The organism is Lysinibacillus sp. JK80, assembly GCF_027557635.1.
In the GTDB taxonomy this organism is placed as follows: Bacteria; Bacillota; Bacilli; order Bacillales_A; family Planococcaceae; genus Lysinibacillus; species Lysinibacillus capsici.
On record NZ_CP058997.1, the window covers coordinates 4619610 to 4641624 of the forward strand.

The following is a 22015-nucleotide window of genomic DNA, read 5'->3' on the forward strand; positions in this document are numbered from 1 at the left end:
TACTGCATAAAAATTGAGCACTTCTAAAAATAAAAAGAAAGTGAGTTTTTTTATGAATACTATACCAAATTTGTTACTACCTTATTCCCTTCATCATGAGAGTAAAAATGCTGTTTGGCAATTAAGTACATTATTTTTAGAACATATACCGTTTCATCATGAAAGACTAATTTTTTGTTGTATTGGCAGTGACCGATGTACGGGTGATACACTTGGTCCATTAACTGGTAGCTTTTTAAAAAAATCTGTTAGCTTTCCTTATGAAATTGTAGGTTCCTTAGAAGACCCTTTACATGCTCTAAACCTAGATTCTACAATGCAACAGCTACACAATCATACTACAAAACCATTCATTATTGCGATTGATGCCTGTCTCGGCAGTGAGCAAAATGTTGGTCATATTTCAGTTCAAAGTGGACCCATTTTCCCTGGAAAAGCTGTAAAAAAAGAATTACCCCCAATTGGAGACATTTCCGTGAAAGGAATCGTCAATATTGGAGGCTTTATGGAAATGCTTGTTTTACAAAATACCAGACTTCATATTTCTTATGCAATGGCTGAAAAGCTATCAAGAGCATTATTACTGGCTGCTCATCGTTATTCACTAAAAAATGTAGAAGATAGCCACCATAATACCAACAATGACGATACCTGGAAGCAAGTTAGCAGCTTTGATCTTAGCTAAGCCTGCAATGTTTAACCCTATTGCCATAATCATAACCCCGCCAACAGCTGTCATTTCTGTAATGAACATTTGTAGTGCGGCATCAGGGATAAAGGAACTTATAACACCTGCAAAAAGAGCTATTAATCCTTGATAAACAAAGACAGGTACAGCGGATAGCATTACACCTATACCTAATGTCGAGGCTAGAATAATGGATGTAAATCCATCGATTAATCCTTTAGTAATGAGTACATTATGATCATTACGAAGACCACTATCAAGAGCACCTATAACAGCCATTGATCCTACAACAAAAATTAGTGAGGCAGTTACAAAGCCCTCTGCTATGCTAATTTGATTTTGGTCATCCCGTTTTGTACGAAATAAACTCTCTACCCATTTACCTAGACGATTCATTTGTTTATCTAAATCTAACCACTCACCTATTACTGTACCTACCACTAAACTTACTACCAATATAATAAAATTATCACTTTCAAAGCCCATTTTTATCCCTAATAATGTGACGGCTAAACCAATAATAGAAAGAACCGTAGATTTCATAGATTCAGGGAGATTTTTAAAAATGCGCCCTACTAATGCTCCTACTATAATTAACACAGCATTTATTAATGCCCCTAGTAATACCACACTTAAGCCTTCTTTCTCTCTAAAAAATAGAGAGCGCCTATTTGCTTGGCGCTCTGATTAAGTTATAGAAATATTATTTTATTCTTCCTGTATGTTTAATATTTCCAATATTCGTTCTAAATCATCTTCAGAATAAAATTCAATTTCTATTTTCCCTTTATTGCTTGTTTTCTTTATTTGAACATTTGTTCCAAAGTAGTCTCGTAATTGTGACTCCTTTGCAGTTACAAAGATATCTTTTTTCTTAGGAGGGATTGTTTCACGTGAAACTTCTTCATTTAAGTTTTGCACTAATAATTCAACTTGACGTACGTTCAATCCTAAATTTATTACCTTATTAGCCACTTCTGATATTCTTCTTTTATTTTTTAAACCGAGTAATGCCCGTCCCTGCCCCATCGATAGAGTTCCATCATTCATCAATTTACGTACATCTTCTGGTAATGCCAGGAGCCGAACATGATTGGCAATATGTGGTCTACTTTTTCCTAATCGCTTCGATAACTCTTCCTGAGTTAAATGTAAGTTTTCCATTAAACTCTGATAGGCTTCTGCTTCTTCAATAACAGTTAAATCCTCACGTTGGAGGTTTTCTAAAATAGCAAGCTCCATCATTTGTGCATCTGATAGCTCTTTTATAATGACAGGAATAACCTCGAGGCCAGCTAATAGACAAGCTCTGTAACGACGCTCTCCCGCAACAATTTCAAACTTGCGTGCTTTTTTACGCACAGCAATTGGCTGCAAAATTCCATGTTCTTTAATAGAATCAGCTAATTCTTGTAAACTTTCTTCATCGAAAATTTTACGTGGCTGAAATGGGTTCGCAACAATTAAATCTAATTGGATTTCTTCCACTTGACCACTGTGTTCTAAAGACTCTCCTGGAAATAATGCCCCAATACCCTTTCCTAGACCTTTAGCCATTTTTAATCACTTCCCTCGCCATCTCTAAATAAACTTCTGCACCTCTAGATTTTGCATCATAAGTGATGATTGGTTGACCATGACTTGGTGCCTCACTTAATCGCACATTACGGGGGATTATTGTTTTATATACTTTATCTTGGAAATATTTTTTCACTTCCTCAATAACTTGTAAGCCTAAGTTTGTGCGTGCATCTAGCATTGTTAATAAAACGCCATCGATATAAAGCTGTTGATTCAAATGCTTTTGAACGAGGCGAACTGTTGATAGTAATTGACTTAACCCTTCCAGTGCATAATATTCACATTGTACGGGAATAATAAGCGCATCTGAAGCTGTTAACGCATTGATTGTTAAAAGCCCTAAAGATGGTGGACAGTCAATAATTATATAATCGAAATCCTCTTTCACATTTTGTAAAGCATGTTTTAAACGTACTTCTCTGGAAATAGTCGAAACCAATTCAATTTCTGCACCTGCAAGTGAGATTGTTGCTGGCACGATAGATAAATTTTCAACATTTGTTTTTTGAATGACATTTTGAACATCTTCATCATCAATGAGCACATCATAAATACAACCCTGTATTTCTCCTTTATTAATACCAAGTCCACTTGTTGTATTCCCCTGCGGATCAGTATCAATTAAAAGCACTTTCTTACCTAAGTATGCTAGGCAAGCGCTCAAATTGACCGAAGTTGTTGTTTTACCTACGCCACCCTTTTGATTGGCGATTGCTATAATTCTACCCATTTAAAAGCACCTGCTTTCATCTATCAAAGTTTACTTTGACAAATCATTTGTAAAATCACTATTTAATCCGCTATCTAACTTTCATTCTATCAAAAAATTTGAAGAGAGTTGTATAAAATATTAAGAATAAATACAAAAAAGGAGATATCTCTATTAATCTTCTGAGATATCTCCCCTGTACAGTGATAAATTTGATCATAAATTATTTTTCTAAAATAATTTATTACACTTTTTTCTTTTTAGGAATCTTCACTGTAATTTGATAGTATTCTTCTGTATCTTCTTCTTCAGTTTTCACCGTAATCCCACTTTTCGTTACCATCGTTAAAGACTGTTTGATGGTATTCAAAGCAATACGTACATCTTTACTTATAGCTTTACGTTTCGGTTTAGCTTTCTTTGGAATTGATTCTTCCTGCTCATCAACTACAGGATGTAATATAGCCTGGATTTGCTCCTCTAACTGTCGCACATTCCAATCATTTTCAATTGCTAGCTGCAAAATTTCTAGTTGCAATGGTTGATCTTTAATAGCAATTAAAGCACGTGCATGTCGTTCAGATATTTTTCGCTTCAAAATAGCTTGCTGTACTTCATCTGGCAGCCTTAATAAACGTAATTTGTTGGCTACAGTGGATTGTCCTTTTCCAAGTCTTTGGGCAAGAGCTTCCTGTGTTAGCTCATGAAGCTCTAATAATTTTTGATAGGCTACCGCTTCTTCAATAGCAGTTAACTCCTCACGCTGCAAGTTCTCTATTAACGCAATAGATGCTGTTTCCTTATCAGTTAAATTACGTACAATAGCAGGGACTTCTGTCCATTGTAGCTTTTTCATCGCTCGATAACGACGCTCACCAGCGATAATTTCATATTGATTGTCTGATGTTTTACGTACAACAATTGGCTGAATCACACCATGTGTATGAATGGTTCTTGATAATTCTTCAATTTTTTCATCATCAAAAATAGTACGTGGCTGAAAACGGTTAGGTACAATTTGATCAATAGGCAACTTTATGACTTCTTCCGCTGCATGAACCGCCTCTGCTTGTTCTACTTCATTTTTCACAATAGGCTCTGTTTTACTTCCGCCTCCAAAAAAACGTGAAAAAGGACTTTTCATCCAAGTGGCACCACCTTTAAGTAACTATCTTGCTCTGTGTCATTCTATTATTATTTATTATATTTCTTGAAATGTATATAGTTCATAGATGTCTTTTGCGTGAACCATCCATAACTAGTATGTATGCTCAAAATAGAAAAAATATTTTCCACTTTGAGAAGTTTCACATGAAACACTAATTATTGAATCGGTGTTTTATTTGGTACACCTGGCTTACGCGGATATTTTTTCGGTGTTCCTTTTATTTTATCAAATATATATAAAATGCGTTCACTTTCTTCAACAGGTAGCTTGAAAGAAAATTCCTCTCTCAGTTTAACACCCAGTGTTGTTAAAGCTTTTTTAGCATCCTTTAGTTCTTCTGCCCCAGCTGCGGCTTTTAAAGCAACAAAATATCCATCTTGTTTCGCTAAAGGTACACATAACTCTGCTAGAACGGATAAACGAGCTACAGCTCGTGCTGTTACCACATCAAATTGTTCGCGGTATTTTAAATTTTGGCCAAACTCTTCCGCTCGAGCATGTACAAAATGCATATTCTCTAATTGTAACTCATCACTTAAATGATTTAAAAAGGTAATTCTTTTATTTAAGGAGTCGACAATTGTAACTTGTAAATGTGGGAAACAGATTTTAATTGGGATACTTGGGAAACCAGCTCCTGCCCCAACATCACAAACAGTTATGACTTTTGAAAAATCAAAGTAAAATGAAGGACTAATCGAATCGAAGAAATGCTTTAAATACACGCCTTCTAAATCTGTAATGGCAGTTAAATTCATCTTTTCATTCCACTCAACAAGTAATTCAAAATACTTTTTAAATTGAGCAATCTGTATATCAGAAAGTTCGATACCTTTCTCTTTCAGAGCCTCAATAAATTGTTGTTCGTTCATGTAAAGTCTCCTTTGTTGATCTAGCTATACAACTCCAACAAATAGTATAGCTTTAAAAATAGGAAGCGGGCACAATGGTATGCCCGCCTCTTATTCACTTTACTGTTGTTGATGATCAGCTGCTTACTTTCGCAATTTTACCTTGTTCAATATAAACAAGCAGAATTGAAATATCAGCTGGATTAACACCAGAAATACGAGAGGCTTGCGCAATAGATAGAGGTGTAACTTGTTTTAATTTTTGACGCGCTTCTGTTGCTAAACCTGAAATAGCATCGTAATCAATATTTTCAGGAATTTTTTTGTTTTCCATTTTGTGTAGTTTCTCTACCTGTTGCAATGCTTTTTCGATATAGCCTTCATATTTAAGCTGGATTTCAATTTGTTCTTTCACTTCATCCGCCAATTCGATTTCTGCCGGAATTAAAGAAGAGATTAACTCATAATGCATTTCAGGGCGTTTTAATAAGTCTGCACCACGTATACCGTCTTTTAATTCACTACCACCAACAGAACGAATAACAGATTGTGTCGCTTCATTTGGCTTAATAATGACTTCACGAAGACGTGCAATTTCATTTTCAATCAGCTCTTTTTTCTCATTGAAACTAGCATATCTTTCTTGTGGAATCATCCCCATATTGTAAGCTAACTCTACTAATCGTAGATCTGCATTATCATGACGTAATAGTAAACGATATTCTGCACGAGATGTTAATAAACGATATGGCTCATTTGTTCCTTTTGTCACTAGGTCATCGATCAAAACGCCAATATAAGCATCCGAACGGCTTAAAATTAATTCGTCTTTACCTAGTACATTAGCAGCAGCATTCATGCCCGCCATTAAGCCTTGCGCGGCAGCTTCTTCATAGCCAGATGTGCCGTTGATTTGACCCGCTGTATATAAGCCTTTAATACGTTTTGTTTCTAAAGTTGGCCATAGTTGTGTTGGCACAATTGAATCGTATTCAATAGCATAACCAGCGCGCATCATTTCCGCATTCTCTAAGCCAGGTATAGATTTTAGTAAACTTGTTTGAACATGCTCTGGTAGGCTTGTTGACAAACCTTGAACATAAACCTCACGTGTATTGCGGCCTTCTGGCTCTAAGAAGATTTGGTGTCTTGGCTTATCATTAAAACGTACAACTTTATCTTCAATAGATGGGCAATAACGTGGACCTGTCCCTTTAATCATCCCTGAATACATCGGTGAAAGATGTAAATTTGCTTCAATAATTTCATGAGTTTCAGGGCTTGTATATGTTAACCAGCAAGGTAGCTGATCCATGATGAATTCAGTCGTTTCAAAACTAAATGCACGTGGAACATCATCACCTGGTTGAATCTCTGTTTTGTCATAATCTATTGTTCGATTATTCACACGTGGTGGTGTACCTGTTTTAAATCGAACTAGATCAAAACCTAGCTCTTTTAAATTATCAGCTAAGCGAATTGACGGTTGTTGGTTATTAGGACCACTTGAATATTTAATATCACCAATAATGATTTCACCACGAAGGAAAGTACCTGTTGTCACGACAACTGTTTTAGCACGATAAACGGCACCAATTTGTGTAATGACCCCTTTTACTTCCCCATCCTCAATAATTAACTCTTCAACCATCCCTTGATGGATTGTTAAGTTTGGTGTTTCTTCTAATACTCGTTTCATTTCTTGCTGATACAAAACTTTGTCCGCTTGTGCGCGCAATGCACGTACAGCTGGGCCTTTCCCTGTATTCAACATTCGCATTTGAATATGCGTTTTATCTATCACTTTCCCCATGACGCCTCCTAAAGCGTCAATCTCACGTACGACAATTCCTTTGGCAGGACCACCAATAGATGGATTACATGGCATAAATGCAATCATATCTAAATTGATTGTTAGCATTAATGTGTTAGCACCCATTTTAGCTGCGGCATGTGCAGCTTCTGAACCTGCATGACCAGCACCAATCACAATCACATCAAACGTGCCTGCCTCATATTTTGTTGGCATGCTCGTACCTTCCTTTCTTTCTGAAAATTATTTTCCTAAACAGAACTGAGAAAATAGTTGATTGATGAGGCTTTCTTGAACAGTATCACCAATGATTTCGCCAAGTATTTCCCATGTTCTTGTTACATCAATTTGTACCATATCAACTGGTACACCATCCTGTGCAGCTGCTATTGCATCTTCTACCGTTGCTTGTGCTTGGTGTAGAAGGGCAATATGTCTTGCGTTTGAAACATATGTTAAATCGCCCGCTTCGATTTGTCCCTCAAAGAATAGTGCAGCAATGGCTTCTTCTAGCTCTGTAATACCTTCCTCTTGTAGCAGAGAAGTTGTTACAATGCGATGCTCACCAGCTAATTCCTTGACACGAGCCAAATCAATTTTTTGCGGTAAATCTGTTTTATTGACAATAACGATGTAATCCATCGCTTCAATTGTTTCGAATAGACGCTCATCCTCAGCAGTTAATTCATCTGCATAGTTTAATACAAACAGAATTAAATCAGCTCCACGAAGAGCTTCCCGTGAGCGTTCTACTCCAATTCGTTCAACAATATCTTCTGTTTCCCGAATACCCGCTGTATCCACTAAACGAAGTGGAACACCTCGGACATTGACGTACTCCTCTATAATATCACGAGTAGTCCCTGCAATATCTGTCACTATGGCCTTATTTTCTTGTACTAAGCTATTTAATAGTGAAGATTTCCCTACATTCGGACGACCTAAAATAACTGTTGATAATCCCTCACGTAAAATTTTTCCTTGAGAAGATGTTTGCAAAAGCTTTATAATTTCATTTTTTACCCATGTACATTTCTCTACTAATACAGGTACAGTCATTTCTTCTACATCATCATACTCTGGATAATCTATATTAACCTCTACTTGGGCTAATGTCTCTAGTAAAGCTTGGCGCAAATCACCAATAAGTCTCGATAATTTTCCATCCATTTGACCCAGAGCCACATTCATCGCACGATCTGTTTTAGCTCTTATCAAATCCATTACTGCTTCAGCCTGTGATAAATCAATACGTCCGTTTAAAAAGGCACGTTTTGTGAATTCACCTGGCTCAGCTAACCTTGCTCCATTTGTTAAAGCAAGTTGCAACACGCGTTTGACTGAAACTAATCCACCATGACAGTTTATTTCAACTACATCCTCACGTGTGAATGTTTTTGGCCCACGCATCAGCGATAGCATTACTTCCTCTACTACCTCATTAGTTTTAGGATCGACTAAATGTCCATAATGAATAGTGTGCGAATCTTTGGTTGTTAAACTTTTTCCCCCGGGTGATTTGAATATTTTGTCTGCAATCGTCACAGCCTCGTCTCCACTTAAACGAACGATGGCTATGGCACCTTCACCCATCGGTGTGGATATCGCAGCAATTGTATCGAACTCCATTTAATGACCTCCTCAACGTTATCCACATGTGGATAATCAAAACCGACCAATACTTACTAACACCTTAGACTAACATATTTTCAGCAAAATCTAAAGTAAGGATCATTTCCAAATGTGGATAAAATCAATTTTTCGCTAATCATATTTTCGACAAAATTTGCTACGTTTCATTAAAAAAGGTCATTTTATCTAAAAGATAAAATGACCTTTCAAAATATATTGTCTGTATGATTATGTGAAGCAATCTAATTATTTTTTTACTGGTTCTATTACTAAATAACGATTAGGCTCCGTACCTTCTGAATACGTTTCAAGATCTAGACGATTTGCTAATTGATTATGAATTATCTTTCGTTCGTAAGACGGCATTGGTTCAAATGCCACACGTTGATTTAAGCGTAATGCCTTATCCGCCATTCGATCCGCAAGTAATTCTAAAGCTACTTGTCGACGCTCGCGATAGTTTTCTACATCTAGTTTCACCATTAAGAACTGCTTTGCGCTTTTATTTAATACGAGTTGTGTTAATTGCTGTAAGGAATTTAATGTTTGACCTCGTTTCCCTATAAGCAGGGCAGCTTTCTCACTTTTTAGTTGAAATAATACATATTTCCCTTCGCGTGTCGTAGCAATCTCAAGATCATGAATAGCCAATTGTTCAGCGATATTACTTAAATAAGCCTTTGCCTCTTCAATTGGATTTGCTGAGTCTCCATCCTCATCTTGTTCTTTAACGACTTGTTGAACTTCTTCCATTTCACTTGGTTGTTCAGAAACTTGTGAACTTAGTGTTTCAACATCATCTACTTCTATTGGTTCATATAATTGAGTTACTACCTGCAATTGCGCATTGTCGCTTTCAATTGTCGGAACCTGAACTTCTTTTACTGTTACACGTACCTCTGCAGAACGTGCACCAAAACCTAAAAATCCTTTTTTACCTTCTTGTAAAACTTCAACATCTACTTGTTCACGGGTTTTGCCAAGTTTCTGTAACGCCAATGAGATCGCTTCTTGTGTTGTTGCGCCTATTTGCGTAAGTTGTTTCACTTTTTAGCCCCTCCATTTTGAGCAGGTTGTGTTTTATCTTTATTCCAAGGTTTATAAATGTACAAGTTTTGGAAAATCGAAATAATGTTTCCGATTACCCAGTATAATGATAATGCAGCTGGTAAGGCCATACCAAAACCAATAATCATGAATGGCATAATATACATCATAATTTTCATTTGAGGATTATCCATTGCTGGTCCTGTACGTAACACGATAAATTGCATTAAGCCAGCTGTAATAGCTAATGCAGGTGCAGGATCTGCTAGCGGGAAGATAAAGAAATTCCCTAAATCAAATGTTGATGTTGCATTCATACGGCTAATTGCATGATAGAAACCAATTAAGATTGGCATTTGAATGATTACTGGTAAGCATCCTGCAAGTGGATTTACTCCAGATTCACTCATTAACTTCATCATTTCTTGCTGATATTGTTGTTGTGTCTGAGCATCCTTAGAAGCATACTTCTTTTGCAGTTCCTTCAATTTTGGTTGAATTTCTTGCATCTTTTTAGAACTCTTTGTTTGTTTGATCATCAATGGCAAAATTGCTAAACGAATAATAATCGTTACGGCAATAATCCCCCATGCATACGTACCTAGCAGATCAGCAAAGTATTTTATTGCTGATACCAACGGCCAAACAATGAATTCATTCCAGAAGCCTGTGCTATCTTTGGAAATTGGTTCATTGAATTCTGTACAACCAGAAAGTAGTAAGGCTACCGATACTAGTGACAAAATTACCCAATGTTGTTTTTTCAACCTTCTTCCCCCTACAATTACTATTCACTTTTTCTTATTCTATATGGTTCTTTTTGTACCGACAGTTTCCTATCACATAATCGGTTTAACGTCAGTAGCCTTATCTTTAATTCAGTCCACTTTTGAGAGTCCTCGATGAAGATAAAGTTATCAGTTATTTTATCATGCCTATAACATTCACTCTACTAAATATTCTAATTACACACACTTATTCCTAAGATAAGTTGTGAATTTTACATATTTTTAAGCGAAAACTCTCGCCACGAATACCCCCGTGTGTATAATTCTCTTACATATAATTTTATGCAAAATCACATATTATTTATTCTATTGCTAACAGTACAGGCGTAATTTCACCACTTGGTTGCATACATTACACTTTTTTCATTACCTTTGCGATTCGTAGTACATGCTGCAAACTTTGTTTCACTTCATGAAAATCCATAGTGGCCGCCGGATGTCTGGCGATAATAACATAATCCATATTCGGCTTTAGCTCATCTTTTAATTCATGAATACTTTGTCGAATATAGCGTTTTACTTGGTTGCGTGTTACCGCATTCCCAAGCTTCTTACTAACTGATAAACCTACACGAAATTCCGTTTGTCCCTCTTTTACTAAAAAATAAACAACAAACTGACGATTAGCGAAAGATTTACCTTTTTTAAACACCTTTTGAAAATCATCATTCTTCTTCACTCGTTGGCGTTTTTTCATTTCTTTCACCTGCTATTAGATAATATCTTTTGATCCTCATTTCTAGGTTTACCAAAAATAAAGAAAAAAAAGACCACTGATGTGGCTCAGTGGACTTATTTTATGCTGATAAAACTTTTCTTCCTTTACGACGACGAGCAGCAAGAACTTTGCGACCGTTTTTCGTGCTCATACGTGCGCGGAAACCGTGTACTTTGCTGTGCTTACGTTTTTTTGGTTGGTAAGTACGTTTCATTTATATAGACACCTCCTGATATGAGTTGAATTTTCCAACATACAGACTCGAATATTATATAAAGTATCTAGTTATTTTGTCAATGAATTTCACAAATTTCTTTTAATCCGTCGAACTATCTATTTATTCTATGCTCAATTTTCTAGTGTTTGGATCTCTACTAGAAATATTTTTTTCTACATAAACATAAAAATATTTATCCACAGAGTACTTGTTTTTTTTACACAGAGTTGTGTATAGTATTTTTTGCATTATTTTTTATCCACAACAATTATCTACAGGTTTCTCACATAAGCAGTGCTTGTGGACAACTATAAAGTGCATAACTGCAAGCTATGTGGATAAGTTTCACAAACTATTGAAATAGCTTTGTTTTTCTGATACGATTACTGTGCTTCACTTTGTTGAAAACTAAAACGAACATTTTAATTATCCACAACTGTTAATATGCTGTGGATAATTTTCATCACAGCCTTTGGTTAACTTTTATCCACAACTTGTGATTATGTGGACGAGTTATAAAATGAACGTATTTACAATTCTATAAATGCGATTTTTTTTTGTATTGAACACTGTAAAGGAGATTAGTAGCTTGGAACATTTAGAAGAACTATGGAACAATGTCCTGGCTCAAGTTGAACAAAAAATTTCTAAACCAAGCTTCGAAACGTGGCTAAAGTCTACGAAATTACTATCTTACAATGGTAGTGGGTCCACTGTGACAATTGCTGCGCCAAATTCGTTTGCTCGAGACTGGCTTGAAAATCATTATATTCATTTGATTACAGGTATATTAACGGAGCTAACAGGCGAAGACTTGCTTATTAAATTTGTTGTTCAAAAAAACCAGGATTCGGACGATTTTGATTTGCCAGCGCCGATTATCCAAGCAAAAAATAATGAACATCATGATATTTCACCAGGTATGTTAAACCCGAAATATACTTTTGACACGTTTGTTATTGGCTCTGGTAACCGCTTTGCACATGCAGCTTCGCTAGCTGTAGCTGAAGCACCTGCTAAGGCATACAATCCATTCTTTATTTATGGGGGAGTAGGGCTAGGTAAAACGCACTTAATGCACGCTATTGGTCATTATGTATTAGAGCATAATCCAAATGCTAAAGTAGTGTACTTATCATCCGAGAAATTTACAAATGAATTTATTAACTCAATTCGTGATAACAAAGCACTTGATTTTCGCAATAAGTACCGCAACGTGGATGTACTGCTAATTGATGATATTCAATTCCTTGCTGGAAAAGAATCAACTCAAGAAGAATTTTTCCACACTTTTAATACTTTACATGAAGAATCCAAACAAATTGTTATATCAAGTGACCGACCTCCTAAGGAGATCCCAACTTTAGAAGATCGGCTCCGTTCACGTTTCGAGTGGGGGTTAATAACTGATATTGCGCCACCCGATTTGGAAACTCGTATCGCTATTTTGCGTAAAAAAGCAAAAGCAGACGGTTTAGAGGTACCAAATGAAGTAATGCTTTATATTGCGAACCAGATTGACTCCAATATTAGGGAGCTTGAAGGTGCGCTTATTCGCGTCGTTGCCTACTCATCTCTTGTAAACAAAGATATTACAGCGACATTAGCTGCCGAGGCATTGAAGGATATCATTCCAAATTCAAAACCGCGAACAGTGACAATATTAGACATTCAAAATGCAGTAGGGGAACATTTTAGTATACGTTTGGAAGATTTCGCTGCTAAAAAACGTACTAAATTAATTGCTTTTCCACGTCAAATCGCTATGTACTTATCGCGCGAGTTGACAGATTTTTCGCTGCCCAAAATTGGCGAAGAATTTGGTGGCCGCGATCATACGACTGTCATCCATGCGCACGAAAAAATATCTTCTATGTTGAAAAATGACGTTCAACTTCAACAAGATGTTAAACAAATTCGTAGTATGCTAGGCAAGTAATTGCTGTGGACAAACTAACTATTTAAACACAAACTTATACACAGTCTATCTACATGTGGATAGACTGATTTTATTCATAAAAATATACTTATCCACAAATCCACAGGGCCTATTACTATATCTTTTTATTTTATATAAATAAATAATATAAATATGTGAGGGAAAACGAATGAAATTTGATATTTTACGTGACCGTTTATTAGAAGGTTTAAATGATGTCATGAAAGCAGTAAGTTCAAAAACAACTATTCCGATTTTAACTGGTATTAAAATTGACGTAACAGAGGAAGGGATCCGCTTAACTGGTAGTGATGCTGATATAACTATTCAAACATTTATTCCAGTAGAAGAAGATGGACAACAAATTATTCACATTACAGAAACAGGTTCAATTGTTGTACAAGCACGTATGTTTAATGAAATCGTACGTAAATTACCAACAAACGATGTTGAAATTCAAGTAACACCAGGTTTCCAAACGCATATTCGTTCAGGGAAATCGGAATTCCATTTAATTGGCTCAGATGCAGCAGAGTATCCTTTATTACCAGAGCTTACAGAAGATCAAAAATTTACTATTCCTGCTGATCTCTTAAAAACAATTATCCGTGAAACAGTATTCGCTGTTGCCACTTCAGAAAGTAGACCCGTGTTGACAGGTGTAAACTGGCAGATCAAAAATGAAACATTAATCTGTGTTGCAACAGATAGTCATCGTTTAGCAAGACGTAAAGTGCAACTCGAAAATTTACCAGAAGTTGAACATAGTGTAGTAATTCCAGGGAAAAGTTTGAATGAATTAAATAAAGTACTTGAAGATTCTACAAATCTTGTCCAAATCGTTATTACAAGTCAGCAAGTATTATTTAAAACTGGTGATGTATTATTCTTCTCTCGCTTACTGGAAGGAAATTATCCTGACACAACTCGTTTAATTCCTGAAGAGTATCAAACAAATGTAACAATTAATGGTAAATCTTTATTACAAGCTATTGACCGTGCATCACTTGTTGCACGAGGAGATCGTAATAATGTTGTCCGTTTTGAAATTTTAGATAACCAAGCAGTTGAGGTTTCTTCTAATTCTCCTGAAATCGGTAAAGTACAAGAAGAAATTCCTGTGGAAGCATTAGAAGGGGAAGGTTTGAAAATCTCATTCAGTGCAAAATATATGATGGAAGCATTAAAAGCAATAGATGGACAAGACGTAGTTATTCAATTTACTGGGGCAATGAGACCGTTTATTTTACGTTCCGTTCATGATGATGCTATTTTACAATTAATTTTACCTGTACGAACTTACTAAAGAATATAAGATCTGTTAAGATAGTCGCTCATTGTGACTATCTTTTTTTACTTATGGCGTAATTTTAGGTATGATAGAGAGATAGACAGTCTGTATTCGGAGGGGAACACACTATGCAGGACATTAAAATTGATGAGGAGTTCATCACGTTAGGGCAACTTTTAAAAATTACTGATGCCATTAGTTCAGGTGGTATGGCCAAGTGGTTTTTACATGAACATGCTGTATATGTAAACGGAGAAGTAGACGATCGTCGAGGTCGTAAATTACGTAACGGAGATATTGTAAATATTCCTGGATGTGGTCGTTTTCAAATTATAGGACCAACTGGACAATAAATTATGTATATTGAGCAAATAAAACTTACAAATTACCGTAACTATGATGCCTTAGCTTTAAACTTCTCTCCAAAAATTAATGTTTTCATTGGTGAAAATGCACAAGGAAAAACAAATGTTATGGAGTCCATCTATGTTTTAGCAATGGCTAAGTCCCATCGAACAACGAACGATAAAGAATTGATACGTTGGGATTCAGACTATGGTAAAATAGAAGGGGCCGTTAAAAAAAGGCATGGTATTTTACCGATCGAACTTACGATTACAAAGAAAGGTAAAAAGGGCAAGATAAATCATATAGAGCAAAGTCGCCTTAGTCATTATATTGGTCAAATGAATGTCGTTATGTTTGCGCCAGAGGATTTGAACGTTGTAAAGGGAAGTCCGCAAATACGTCGGCGTTTTATTGATATGGAGATTGGGCAAATTTCGCCTGTCTATTTACATGATTTATTAACCTTTCAAAAAGTTTTAAAACAACGTAACCATTTTTTAAAAATGAACCAAGGCAAGTCCATGCCAAATGATGTGATGTATGAGGTCTACAATGAACAATATATTCACGCTGCTACCCAAATTATTCGTAAAAGATTTCAATTTATGGATTTATTGCAAGAGTGGGCGGAACCCATACACGCAGGTATATCGCAAGGTAAGGAAACACTGGTTATAAAATATCGTACGGTAGCTGGTATTGAAAAAGAACACTCTACTAGTGAAATTGAAAATACTTTACATCAAAAATTAATTGAAGCGAGAGAACGTGAATTTGATAGAGGCGTGACATTAGTTGGTCCACACCGAGATGATTTACAGTTTTTAGTGAATGGCTATGATGTTCAAACTTATGGTTCACAAGGACAGCAGCGTACTACTGCATTGTCTTTAAAGCTTGCTGAAATTGAATTAATTAAACAAGAAACAAATGAAACACCCATACTACTTTTAGATGATGTTTTATCGGAACTCGATGATTATCGCCAATCGCATTTATTAAATACCATTCAGGGTGAAGTCCAAACCTTTGTTACAACCACAAGTGTGGAAGGAATTCATCATGAAACGATGGAACAGGCTCAACTGTTCCACGTGAAACAAGGTGCGATTGAAAGAAGTTAGCCAGGGTAGTTTTTTAGATTACAAAAAGAATGGTAATAGTCAGCTCGGTTGACTGTTCATTCATTTACACACAATGATGTTATGAAGGAGTAGATGAAAGCCGTGGCTATAGAGAACGAAGGTTTACAAAACCAAGCTTATGAGGCCGATCAGATACAGGTATTAGAAGGTTTAGAAGCAGTACGTAAAAGACCAGGGATGTATATCGGTTCAACTAGCTCTAAAGGGCTTCACCATTTAGTATGGGAAATTGTTGATAATAGTATCGATGAAGCACTTGCAGGATTTTGTACAGATATCAAAGTAACAATTGAAAAAGAAAACTGGATTCGTGTAGAAGATAACGGTCGTGGTATTCCAGTTAGTATTCAAGAAAAAATGGGTAAGCCTGCTGTTGAAGTTATTATGACTGTTTTACATGCTGGTGGTAAATTTGGCGGTGGAGGCTATAAAGTTTCTGGTGGTCTTCATGGAGTTGGAGCATCAGTAGTAAATGCACTTTCTGTTGAAACAATTGTTCAAGTACATCGTGAAGGTCATATCCATGAAATAAAATTTGAACGTGGAAAAACAGTTCAAGAGTTAATGGTTATCGGTGACACAGATCATAATGGTACAACAACGCGTTTTAAAGCTGACCCAGAAATATTTAAAGAAACTACTGTTTATGAATATGATATTTTAGCTCATCGTATTAGAGAATTGGCTTATTTAAATCGTGGTATTAAGATTACGATTGCTGATGAACGTGAAGAAGAGATTCGCTCAACAACATACCATTATGAAGGTGGTATTCGCTCTTATGTTGAGCATTTAAATCAATCTAAAGAGCCAATTCATGATCCAATTGATGTTCTTGGAGAGAAGGATGGCATCACAGTAGAAATTGCTATGCAATATAATGCTGGATTCTCTTCTAATATTTTTTCATTTGCTAATAACATTAATACGTATGAGGGCGGTACACATGAGTCAGGGTTTAAAACAGCCCTTACACGCGTTATTAATGACTATGCACGAAAAAGTGGATTACTAAAAGAATCTGACGCTAATCTTACAGGTGAGGATGTACGAGAAGGGTTAACAGCTATAGTTTCTGTGAAACACCCAGATCCGCAATTTGAAGGACAAACAAAAACAAAGTTAGGGAATTCAGAAGTAAGTCAAATTACCAATTCTTTGTTCTCAGATGGCTTTGAGCGTTTTATGTTAGAAAATCCAACGGTTGCACGAAAGATTGTGGAAAAAGGATTAATGGCAGCCCGTGCTCGTGTAGCTGCGAAAAAAGCACGTGAGTTTACTCGTCGTAAAAATGCCCTCGAAGTATCTAGCTTACCGGGTAAATTAGCTGACTGTTCTTCTACTAACCCAGCTGATTGTGAAATTTATATTGTTGAGGGTGATTCTGCCGGCGGTTCGGCTAAATCTGGACGTGATCGACACTTCCAAGCAATTTTACCTTTACGTGGTAAAATCCTTAACGTTGAGAAAGCTCGTCTAGATAAAATCTTATCGAATGCGGAAATCCGTGCGATGATAACAGCATTCGGCACTGGTATTGGTGAGGAGTTTAATTTAGAGAAAGCTCGTTATCATAAAATCATTATCATGACAGATGCCGATGTCGATGGGGCACATATTCGTACATTACTTTTAACATTCTTCTTCCGTTTCCTTCGACCACTTATAGAAGCAGGCTATATTTATATTGCACAGCCACCACTTTATCAAGTGAAACAAGGTAAACATATTGAGTATTGCTATGATGAAGAGACATTAAAAGAAATTTTAGAACGGCTACCAAAAATGCCAAAGCCAAATGTGCAGCGTTATAAAGGTCTTGGTGAAATGAACGCTGAGCAGCTTTGGGAAACAACAATGGATCCTGAGTACCGCACATTATTACAAGTAGAATTAGATGATGCAATTAAAGCAAACCAAGCATTTGAACGTTTAATGGGCGATGAAGTTGAACCTCGTCGTCAATTTATCGAGGAAAATGCCGTATACGCTAATTTAGATATCTAATTTTTCTTGAGAGGAGGTCTACACTTTGTCAGAACAAGAACGCTCCGGTGTTAAAGGAGTTAATATAACAGAAGAAATTGAAACATCCTTTCTTGATTATGCAATGAGTGTAATTGTATCACGTGCATTACCTGATGTACGTGATGGATTAAAACCAGTTCATCGTCGTATTTTATATGGGATGCAGGAATTAGGTAATACAGCAGATAAAGCCTACAAAAAGTCAGCACGTATCGTTGGGGATGTAATGGGTAAGTACCATCCACATGGTGACTCTTCCATCTATGATGCAATGGTACGTATGGCACAGGATTTTAGCTATCGCTACATGCTTGTTGATGGTCACGGAAACTTCGGTTCTGTTGATGGTGATGGCGCAGCAGCCATGCGTTATACAGAATCACGTATGTCTAAAATAGCAATGGAAATGCTCCGTGATATTAATAAAGATACAATTGACTATACAGATAACTATGATGGATCAGAAAAAGAACCAATAGTTTTACCAAGTCGCTATCCAAATCTTTTAGTCAACGGTGCTGCAGGGATTGCTGTAGGTATGGCAACAAATATTCCACCACATCAATTGGGCGAAACAATTGATGCTGTTATAGCACTTTCTGAAAATCCGGCCATTACGACTGAAGAGCTGATGGAAATCATTCCTGGCCCTGATTTTCCTACTGGTGGATTAATTTTAGGACGTAGTGGTATTCGTAGAGCCTATGAAACTGGTCGAGGTTCCATTATCATCCGTGCGAAAGTGGAAATTGAGCAAAAGGCAAATGGTAAGGAAACTATTCTTATTCATGAATTGCCTTACCAAGTGAATAAGGCTAAGCTTATTGAAAAAATTGCAGAGCTTGTACGTGATAAAAAAATAGATGGAATCACAAATTTACGTGATGAATCAGACCGTCGTGGTATGCGTGTAGTGATTGAAGTTCGTAAAGATGCAAATGCTAATGTTGTACTGAATAATTTATATAAACAAACAGCTATGCAATCTAGCTTCGGTATCAATATGCTATCTTTAGTAAACGGTCAGCCTAAAGTATTAGGCTTAAAAGAAATGCTATACCATTATTTAGAACACCAAAAAGTAATTATTCGTCGTCGTACAGAGTTTGATCTTCGAAAAGCTGAAGACCGCGCTCACATTTTAGAGGGCTTACGAATCGCACTCGATCATATTGATGAAATAATCGCTATTATACGTGGTTCACGTAGTGGTGAAGAAGCAAAACCTCAATTAATGGAACGCTTTAACTTATCGGAGCGTCAGGCTCAAGCTATTTTAGATATGCGCCTCGTTCGATTAAGTGGCTTAGAACGTGAAAAAATTGAAGCAGAATATCAAGAGCTTCAAGTTCTTATAGCTGAATTAAAGGCAATCTTAGCAGATGAAGAGAAAATTGTAGATATTATTCGTACTGAAATCTTAGAGTTGAAAGAACGTTTTAATGATACACGCCGTACTGAGATTACATCAGGTGGAATTGAAATGATTGAGGATGAGGATTTAATTCCTGTTGAAAACTCAGTTGTTACTTTAACACATAATGGCTATATCAAGCGTTTAGCTGCGAATACATATCGTAGTCAAAAGCGTGGTGGTCGTGGTGTACAAGGAATGGGTACAAATGAAGACGACTTTGTAGAGCATCTAATGAATACTTCTACCCACGATACAATTTTATTCTTCACGTCTAAAGGTAAAGTATTTAGAGCAAAAGGATATGAAATTCCTGAGTTCGGTCGTACTGCTAAAGGGTTACCAATCGTAAACTTGCTTAATATAGAAAAAGGCGAAAAAGTAACAGCTATGATTCGTGTTGCGTCGTTTGATGAAGATGCTTACTTTATCTTTACCACAAAAACAGGTATTACAAAACGTACCCCTGTATCACAATTTGCTAACATCCGAACAAATGGTTTAATCGCAATCAGCTTGAGAGAAGACGACGATCTTATTTCGGTACGTCTTACAGATGGAGAGAAACAAGTGATTATTGGTACTCGCGATGGTATGCTCGTTCGTTTCCAAGAAGAAGACATTCGATCTATGGGCCGTACAGCTGGTGGTGTTCGAGGCATTAAGCTACGTGATGGTGATGAAGTAGTTGGCATGGAGATTGTTGAACCAGGGCAAGAAATATTAGTAGTAACTGAAAAAGGTTACGGTAAACGTACTTCTGAAGAGGACTATCGTTTACAAAGTCGTGGTGGAGTAGGACTGAAAACTATTCAGATTACAGATAAGAATGGCCCAATGGTGGCTGTAAAAACCGTCGATGGTTCTGAGGATTTAATGCTTATAACTATTAATGGTATGCTTATCCGTATGGATGTAAATGATATTTCATTAATTGGGCGCAGTACGCAAGGTGTACGTTTAATTCGACTAGGAGATGACGAATTGGTTGCAACTGTCGCTAAAGTGGAAAAAGCAGAAGAGTCTTTAGAAGACGAAGAGGAAGTCGAAGAATAATATAATCCGATGACGACATTATTGAATGTCGTCATCGTTTTTTTTACGTAAATAATGAAAAATAAGTAATTATTTTGAATTCCATGATAAAATGATAATACCTTATTTTGAAGCAAGAAATAGTGGAGAGGTGTTCATTCTGTGGAAACTATACATGTTCCAATTTCAGAGCTAGGTGTTGGCAAGGTAATTTCTGAAAATATATTTGCTAATACACAGTATCCGATTATTTTCAAAGATACAATGATTTCTTATGTACACTTGCAAGTTTTTCATGCATTTAATATTTTCACCGTCCCCGTTTATAAAAGTGAAAATGATATTCGTGTAGAAAAGAATGAAAGTGATGTCGAAGTTATAATAGAAGAACTTCCGACTTTTAGGAAAATCTATAATCATTCTGTTGAACAGTTTAAAAAAGAATTTAAAAACTGGGAAGCGGGCGCCAAGGTAGATATTGCAAAGGCCAGAACAATTATTTTACCTTTAGTAGAGATGGTACTAGAAGATCGTACTATTATTTTTGATTTAAATGAGTATTCAAATCCAAAAGACTACCTATATCATCATTGTGTAGCAACTGGTCTGATTGCCTCAGTTATTGCTCAAAAACTTGGTTATGATAGAGGAACCACTATTCAAGTAGCCATCGGTGGTTTATTGGCTGATTGTGGTATGGCTAAAGTACATCCTCGTATCAGGGATAAGAAGACACCATTAACAGAGCAAGAATATGATGAGATTTATAAACATCCTATTTATAGCCATAATATGGTGAAAGATTTGACCATTTTAAAAGAAACGATGAAAGAAGCGATCTTCCAACATCATGAACGTTTAAATGGTAGTGGATATCCGAAGAACGAAAAGATCGCCAATATTTCTATATTTGCACAAATCATTGCTGTTGCAGATGTTTTTCATGCTATGACATGTGAACGAGTATATAGAACGAAACAATCTTCATTTAAAGTAATTGAAATGATTAATGAATCTGAGTTTGGTAAATTTGATATTAAAGTAGTACGTGCATTAATTGATATTGTTGCAGACCTTCCGATAGGTACAATTGTAGAGCTTTCTAATTTAGAACGTGGGGAAGTAATGTTTGTAAATAAATTTGCCCCAACACGACCACTTATTAAATTAATTCATTCAGGGGAAATTTTTGATTTAGGGAAAAATCGCAGTTTTTATATTTCACGTATCATAACTAATTTATAGATAGACGGGCAAACTATATTATGTGGTTTGCCTTTTTTTTATTAGGTAAGAGATGTACTCTACGCAAGTGCTAATATAATTTTTTCTTAACAAACACTTCGCAATAATAGTAATCAATTAAATAGTGAGCATTTTAACCATAATTGTTTTTTGAAACATTTATATATTGTATTAAAATATTTTTGGAGAAACTGTTGACTTTGTTTTGGAATCTTGATATTATAAATGAGTCGCCAAGAGGTGACAACGAAATAAACAAAATGAACCTTGAAAACTGAACAAGCAAAACGTAATCAATAAAGTTTTAAGTAGCTAACCTTGAGTTGGTAAACGAAACAAAAATTTTGGACATCAAACA

General features: G+C 36.1%; 19 protein-coding genes. 8 read left to right on the forward strand and 11 right to left on the reverse strand.

What is annotated here, in order from left to right; translation table 11 throughout:
• Nucleotides 1–52: 52 nt before the first annotated feature.
• Entirely contained in the window at nucleotides 53–685 is a 633-nt protein-coding gene (gene yyaC / locus HXV90_RS23220) for a spore protease YyaC (RefSeq protein ID WP_048395222.1), read from the forward strand.
• Here yyaC and HXV90_RS23225 read toward each other — a convergent pair.
• From HXV90_RS23225 to rpmH, 11 genes are all read right to left on the reverse strand, one after another.
• Nucleotides 605–1318 carry a DUF554 domain-containing protein gene (locus HXV90_RS23225; protein WP_048395220.1) on the reverse strand — a complete coding sequence of 238 codons (714 nt, stop codon included), beginning with the start codon at nucleotides 1316–1318 and terminating at the stop codon, nucleotides 605–607. The two genes, yyaC and HXV90_RS23225, sit on opposite strands and share 81 nt — an antisense overlap.
• Before the next feature lie 78 nt (nucleotides 1319–1396).
• The gene (locus HXV90_RS23230) at nucleotides 1397–2245 is read right to left on the reverse strand and encodes a ParB/RepB/Spo0J family partition protein (protein ID WP_048395218.1); all 849 of its coding nucleotides are present in this window, start codon (nucleotides 2243–2245) and stop codon (nucleotides 1397–1399) included.
• Nucleotides 2238–2999 (reverse strand): ParA family protein, encoded by a 762-nt coding sequence (locus HXV90_RS23235; RefSeq protein WP_048395216.1) that lies wholly within the window; start codon nucleotides 2997–2999, stop codon nucleotides 2238–2240. The genes HXV90_RS23230 and HXV90_RS23235 overlap by 8 nt, the downstream gene beginning before the upstream one ends.
• Nucleotides 3000–3222: 223 nt before the next feature.
• A complete protein-coding gene (gene noc, locus HXV90_RS23240; RefSeq protein WP_048395215.1) occupies nucleotides 3223–4122 on the reverse strand; it encodes a nucleoid occlusion protein in 900 nt (299 codons plus the stop codon).
• A gap of 179 nt (nucleotides 4123–4301) precedes the next feature.
• The gene (gene rsmG, locus HXV90_RS23245; protein WP_066038358.1) at nucleotides 4302–5018 is read right to left on the reverse strand and encodes a 16S rRNA (guanine(527)-N(7))-methyltransferase RsmG; all 717 of its coding nucleotides are present in this window, start codon (nucleotides 5016–5018) and stop codon (nucleotides 4302–4304) included.
• A 115-nt stretch (nucleotides 5019–5133) separates the two neighbouring features.
• Entirely contained in the window at nucleotides 5134–7026 is a 1893-nt protein-coding gene (gene mnmG / locus HXV90_RS23250) for a tRNA uridine-5-carboxymethylaminomethyl(34) synthesis enzyme MnmG (RefSeq protein WP_269898069.1), read from the reverse strand.
• 27 nt (nucleotides 7027–7053) lie between these two features.
• Nucleotides 7054–8439: a tRNA uridine-5-carboxymethylaminomethyl(34) synthesis GTPase MnmE gene (mnmE, locus tag HXV90_RS23255; protein ID WP_048395209.1), complete on the reverse strand. Its 1386-nt coding sequence runs from the start codon at nucleotides 8437–8439 to the stop codon at nucleotides 7054–7056.
• A gap of 249 nt (nucleotides 8440–8688) precedes the next feature.
• Entirely contained in the window at nucleotides 8689–9489 is an 801-nt protein-coding gene (gene jag / locus HXV90_RS23260) for an RNA-binding cell elongation regulator Jag/EloR (protein WP_269898070.1), read from the reverse strand.
• Complete coding sequence (gene yidC / locus HXV90_RS23265) at nucleotides 9486–10256, reverse strand: membrane protein insertase YidC (protein ID WP_025115704.1); 771 nt, start codon at nucleotides 10254–10256, stop codon at nucleotides 9486–9488. The genes jag and yidC overlap by 4 nt, the downstream gene beginning before the upstream one ends.
• 373 nt (nucleotides 10257–10629) lie before the next feature.
• Nucleotides 10630–10974, reverse strand: a complete 345-nt coding sequence (gene rnpA / locus HXV90_RS23270) for a ribonuclease P protein component (RefSeq protein WP_048395204.1) — start codon at nucleotides 10972–10974, stop codon at nucleotides 10630–10632.
• Between the two features lie 100 nt (nucleotides 10975–11074).
• The gene (rpmH, locus tag HXV90_RS23275) at nucleotides 11075–11209 is read right to left on the reverse strand and encodes a 50S ribosomal protein L34 (RefSeq protein ID WP_004233310.1); all 135 of its coding nucleotides are present in this window, start codon (nucleotides 11207–11209) and stop codon (nucleotides 11075–11077) included.
• Between the two features lie 547 nt (nucleotides 11210–11756).
• Between rpmH and dnaA the strand changes: the two genes are divergently transcribed.
• The 7 genes from dnaA to HXV90_RS23310 all read left to right on the forward strand — a co-directional run bounded on the left by dnaA (nucleotide 11757) and on the right by HXV90_RS23310 (nucleotide 21657).
• A complete protein-coding gene (gene dnaA, locus HXV90_RS23280; RefSeq protein WP_369700628.1) occupies nucleotides 11757–13151 on the forward strand; it encodes a chromosomal replication initiator protein DnaA in 1395 nt (464 codons plus the stop codon).
• 169 nt (nucleotides 13152–13320) lie between these two features.
• Entirely contained in the window at nucleotides 13321–14457 is a 1137-nt protein-coding gene (gene dnaN / locus HXV90_RS23285; protein WP_004233305.1) for a DNA polymerase III subunit beta, read from the forward strand.
• Nucleotides 14458–14570: 113 nt separating this feature from the next.
• On the forward strand, nucleotides 14571–14795 hold the full coding sequence (gene yaaA, locus HXV90_RS23290) for a S4 domain-containing protein YaaA (protein ID WP_269898071.1): 225 nt from the start codon (nucleotides 14571–14573) through the stop codon (nucleotides 14793–14795).
• A 3-nt stretch (nucleotides 14796–14798) separates the two neighbouring features.
• Complete coding sequence (gene recF, locus HXV90_RS23295) at nucleotides 14799–15914, forward strand: DNA replication/repair protein RecF (protein ID WP_048395200.1); 1116 nt, start codon at nucleotides 14799–14801, stop codon at nucleotides 15912–15914.
• 93 nt (nucleotides 15915–16007) lie between these two features.
• A complete protein-coding gene (gene gyrB / locus HXV90_RS23300; RefSeq protein ID WP_048395198.1) occupies nucleotides 16008–17942 on the forward strand; it encodes a DNA topoisomerase (ATP-hydrolyzing) subunit B in 1935 nt (644 codons plus the stop codon).
• Nucleotides 17943–17967: 25 nt separating this feature from the next.
• On the forward strand, nucleotides 17968–20433 hold the full coding sequence (gene gyrA, locus HXV90_RS23305) for a DNA gyrase subunit A (RefSeq protein ID WP_269898072.1): 2466 nt from the start codon (nucleotides 17968–17970) through the stop codon (nucleotides 20431–20433).
• 141 nt (nucleotides 20434–20574) lie between these two features.
• Nucleotides 20575–21657 (forward strand): HD-GYP domain-containing protein, encoded by a 1083-nt coding sequence (locus HXV90_RS23310; protein WP_269898073.1) that lies wholly within the window; start codon nucleotides 20575–20577, stop codon nucleotides 21655–21657.
• Nucleotides 21658–22015 lie beyond the last annotated feature (358 nt).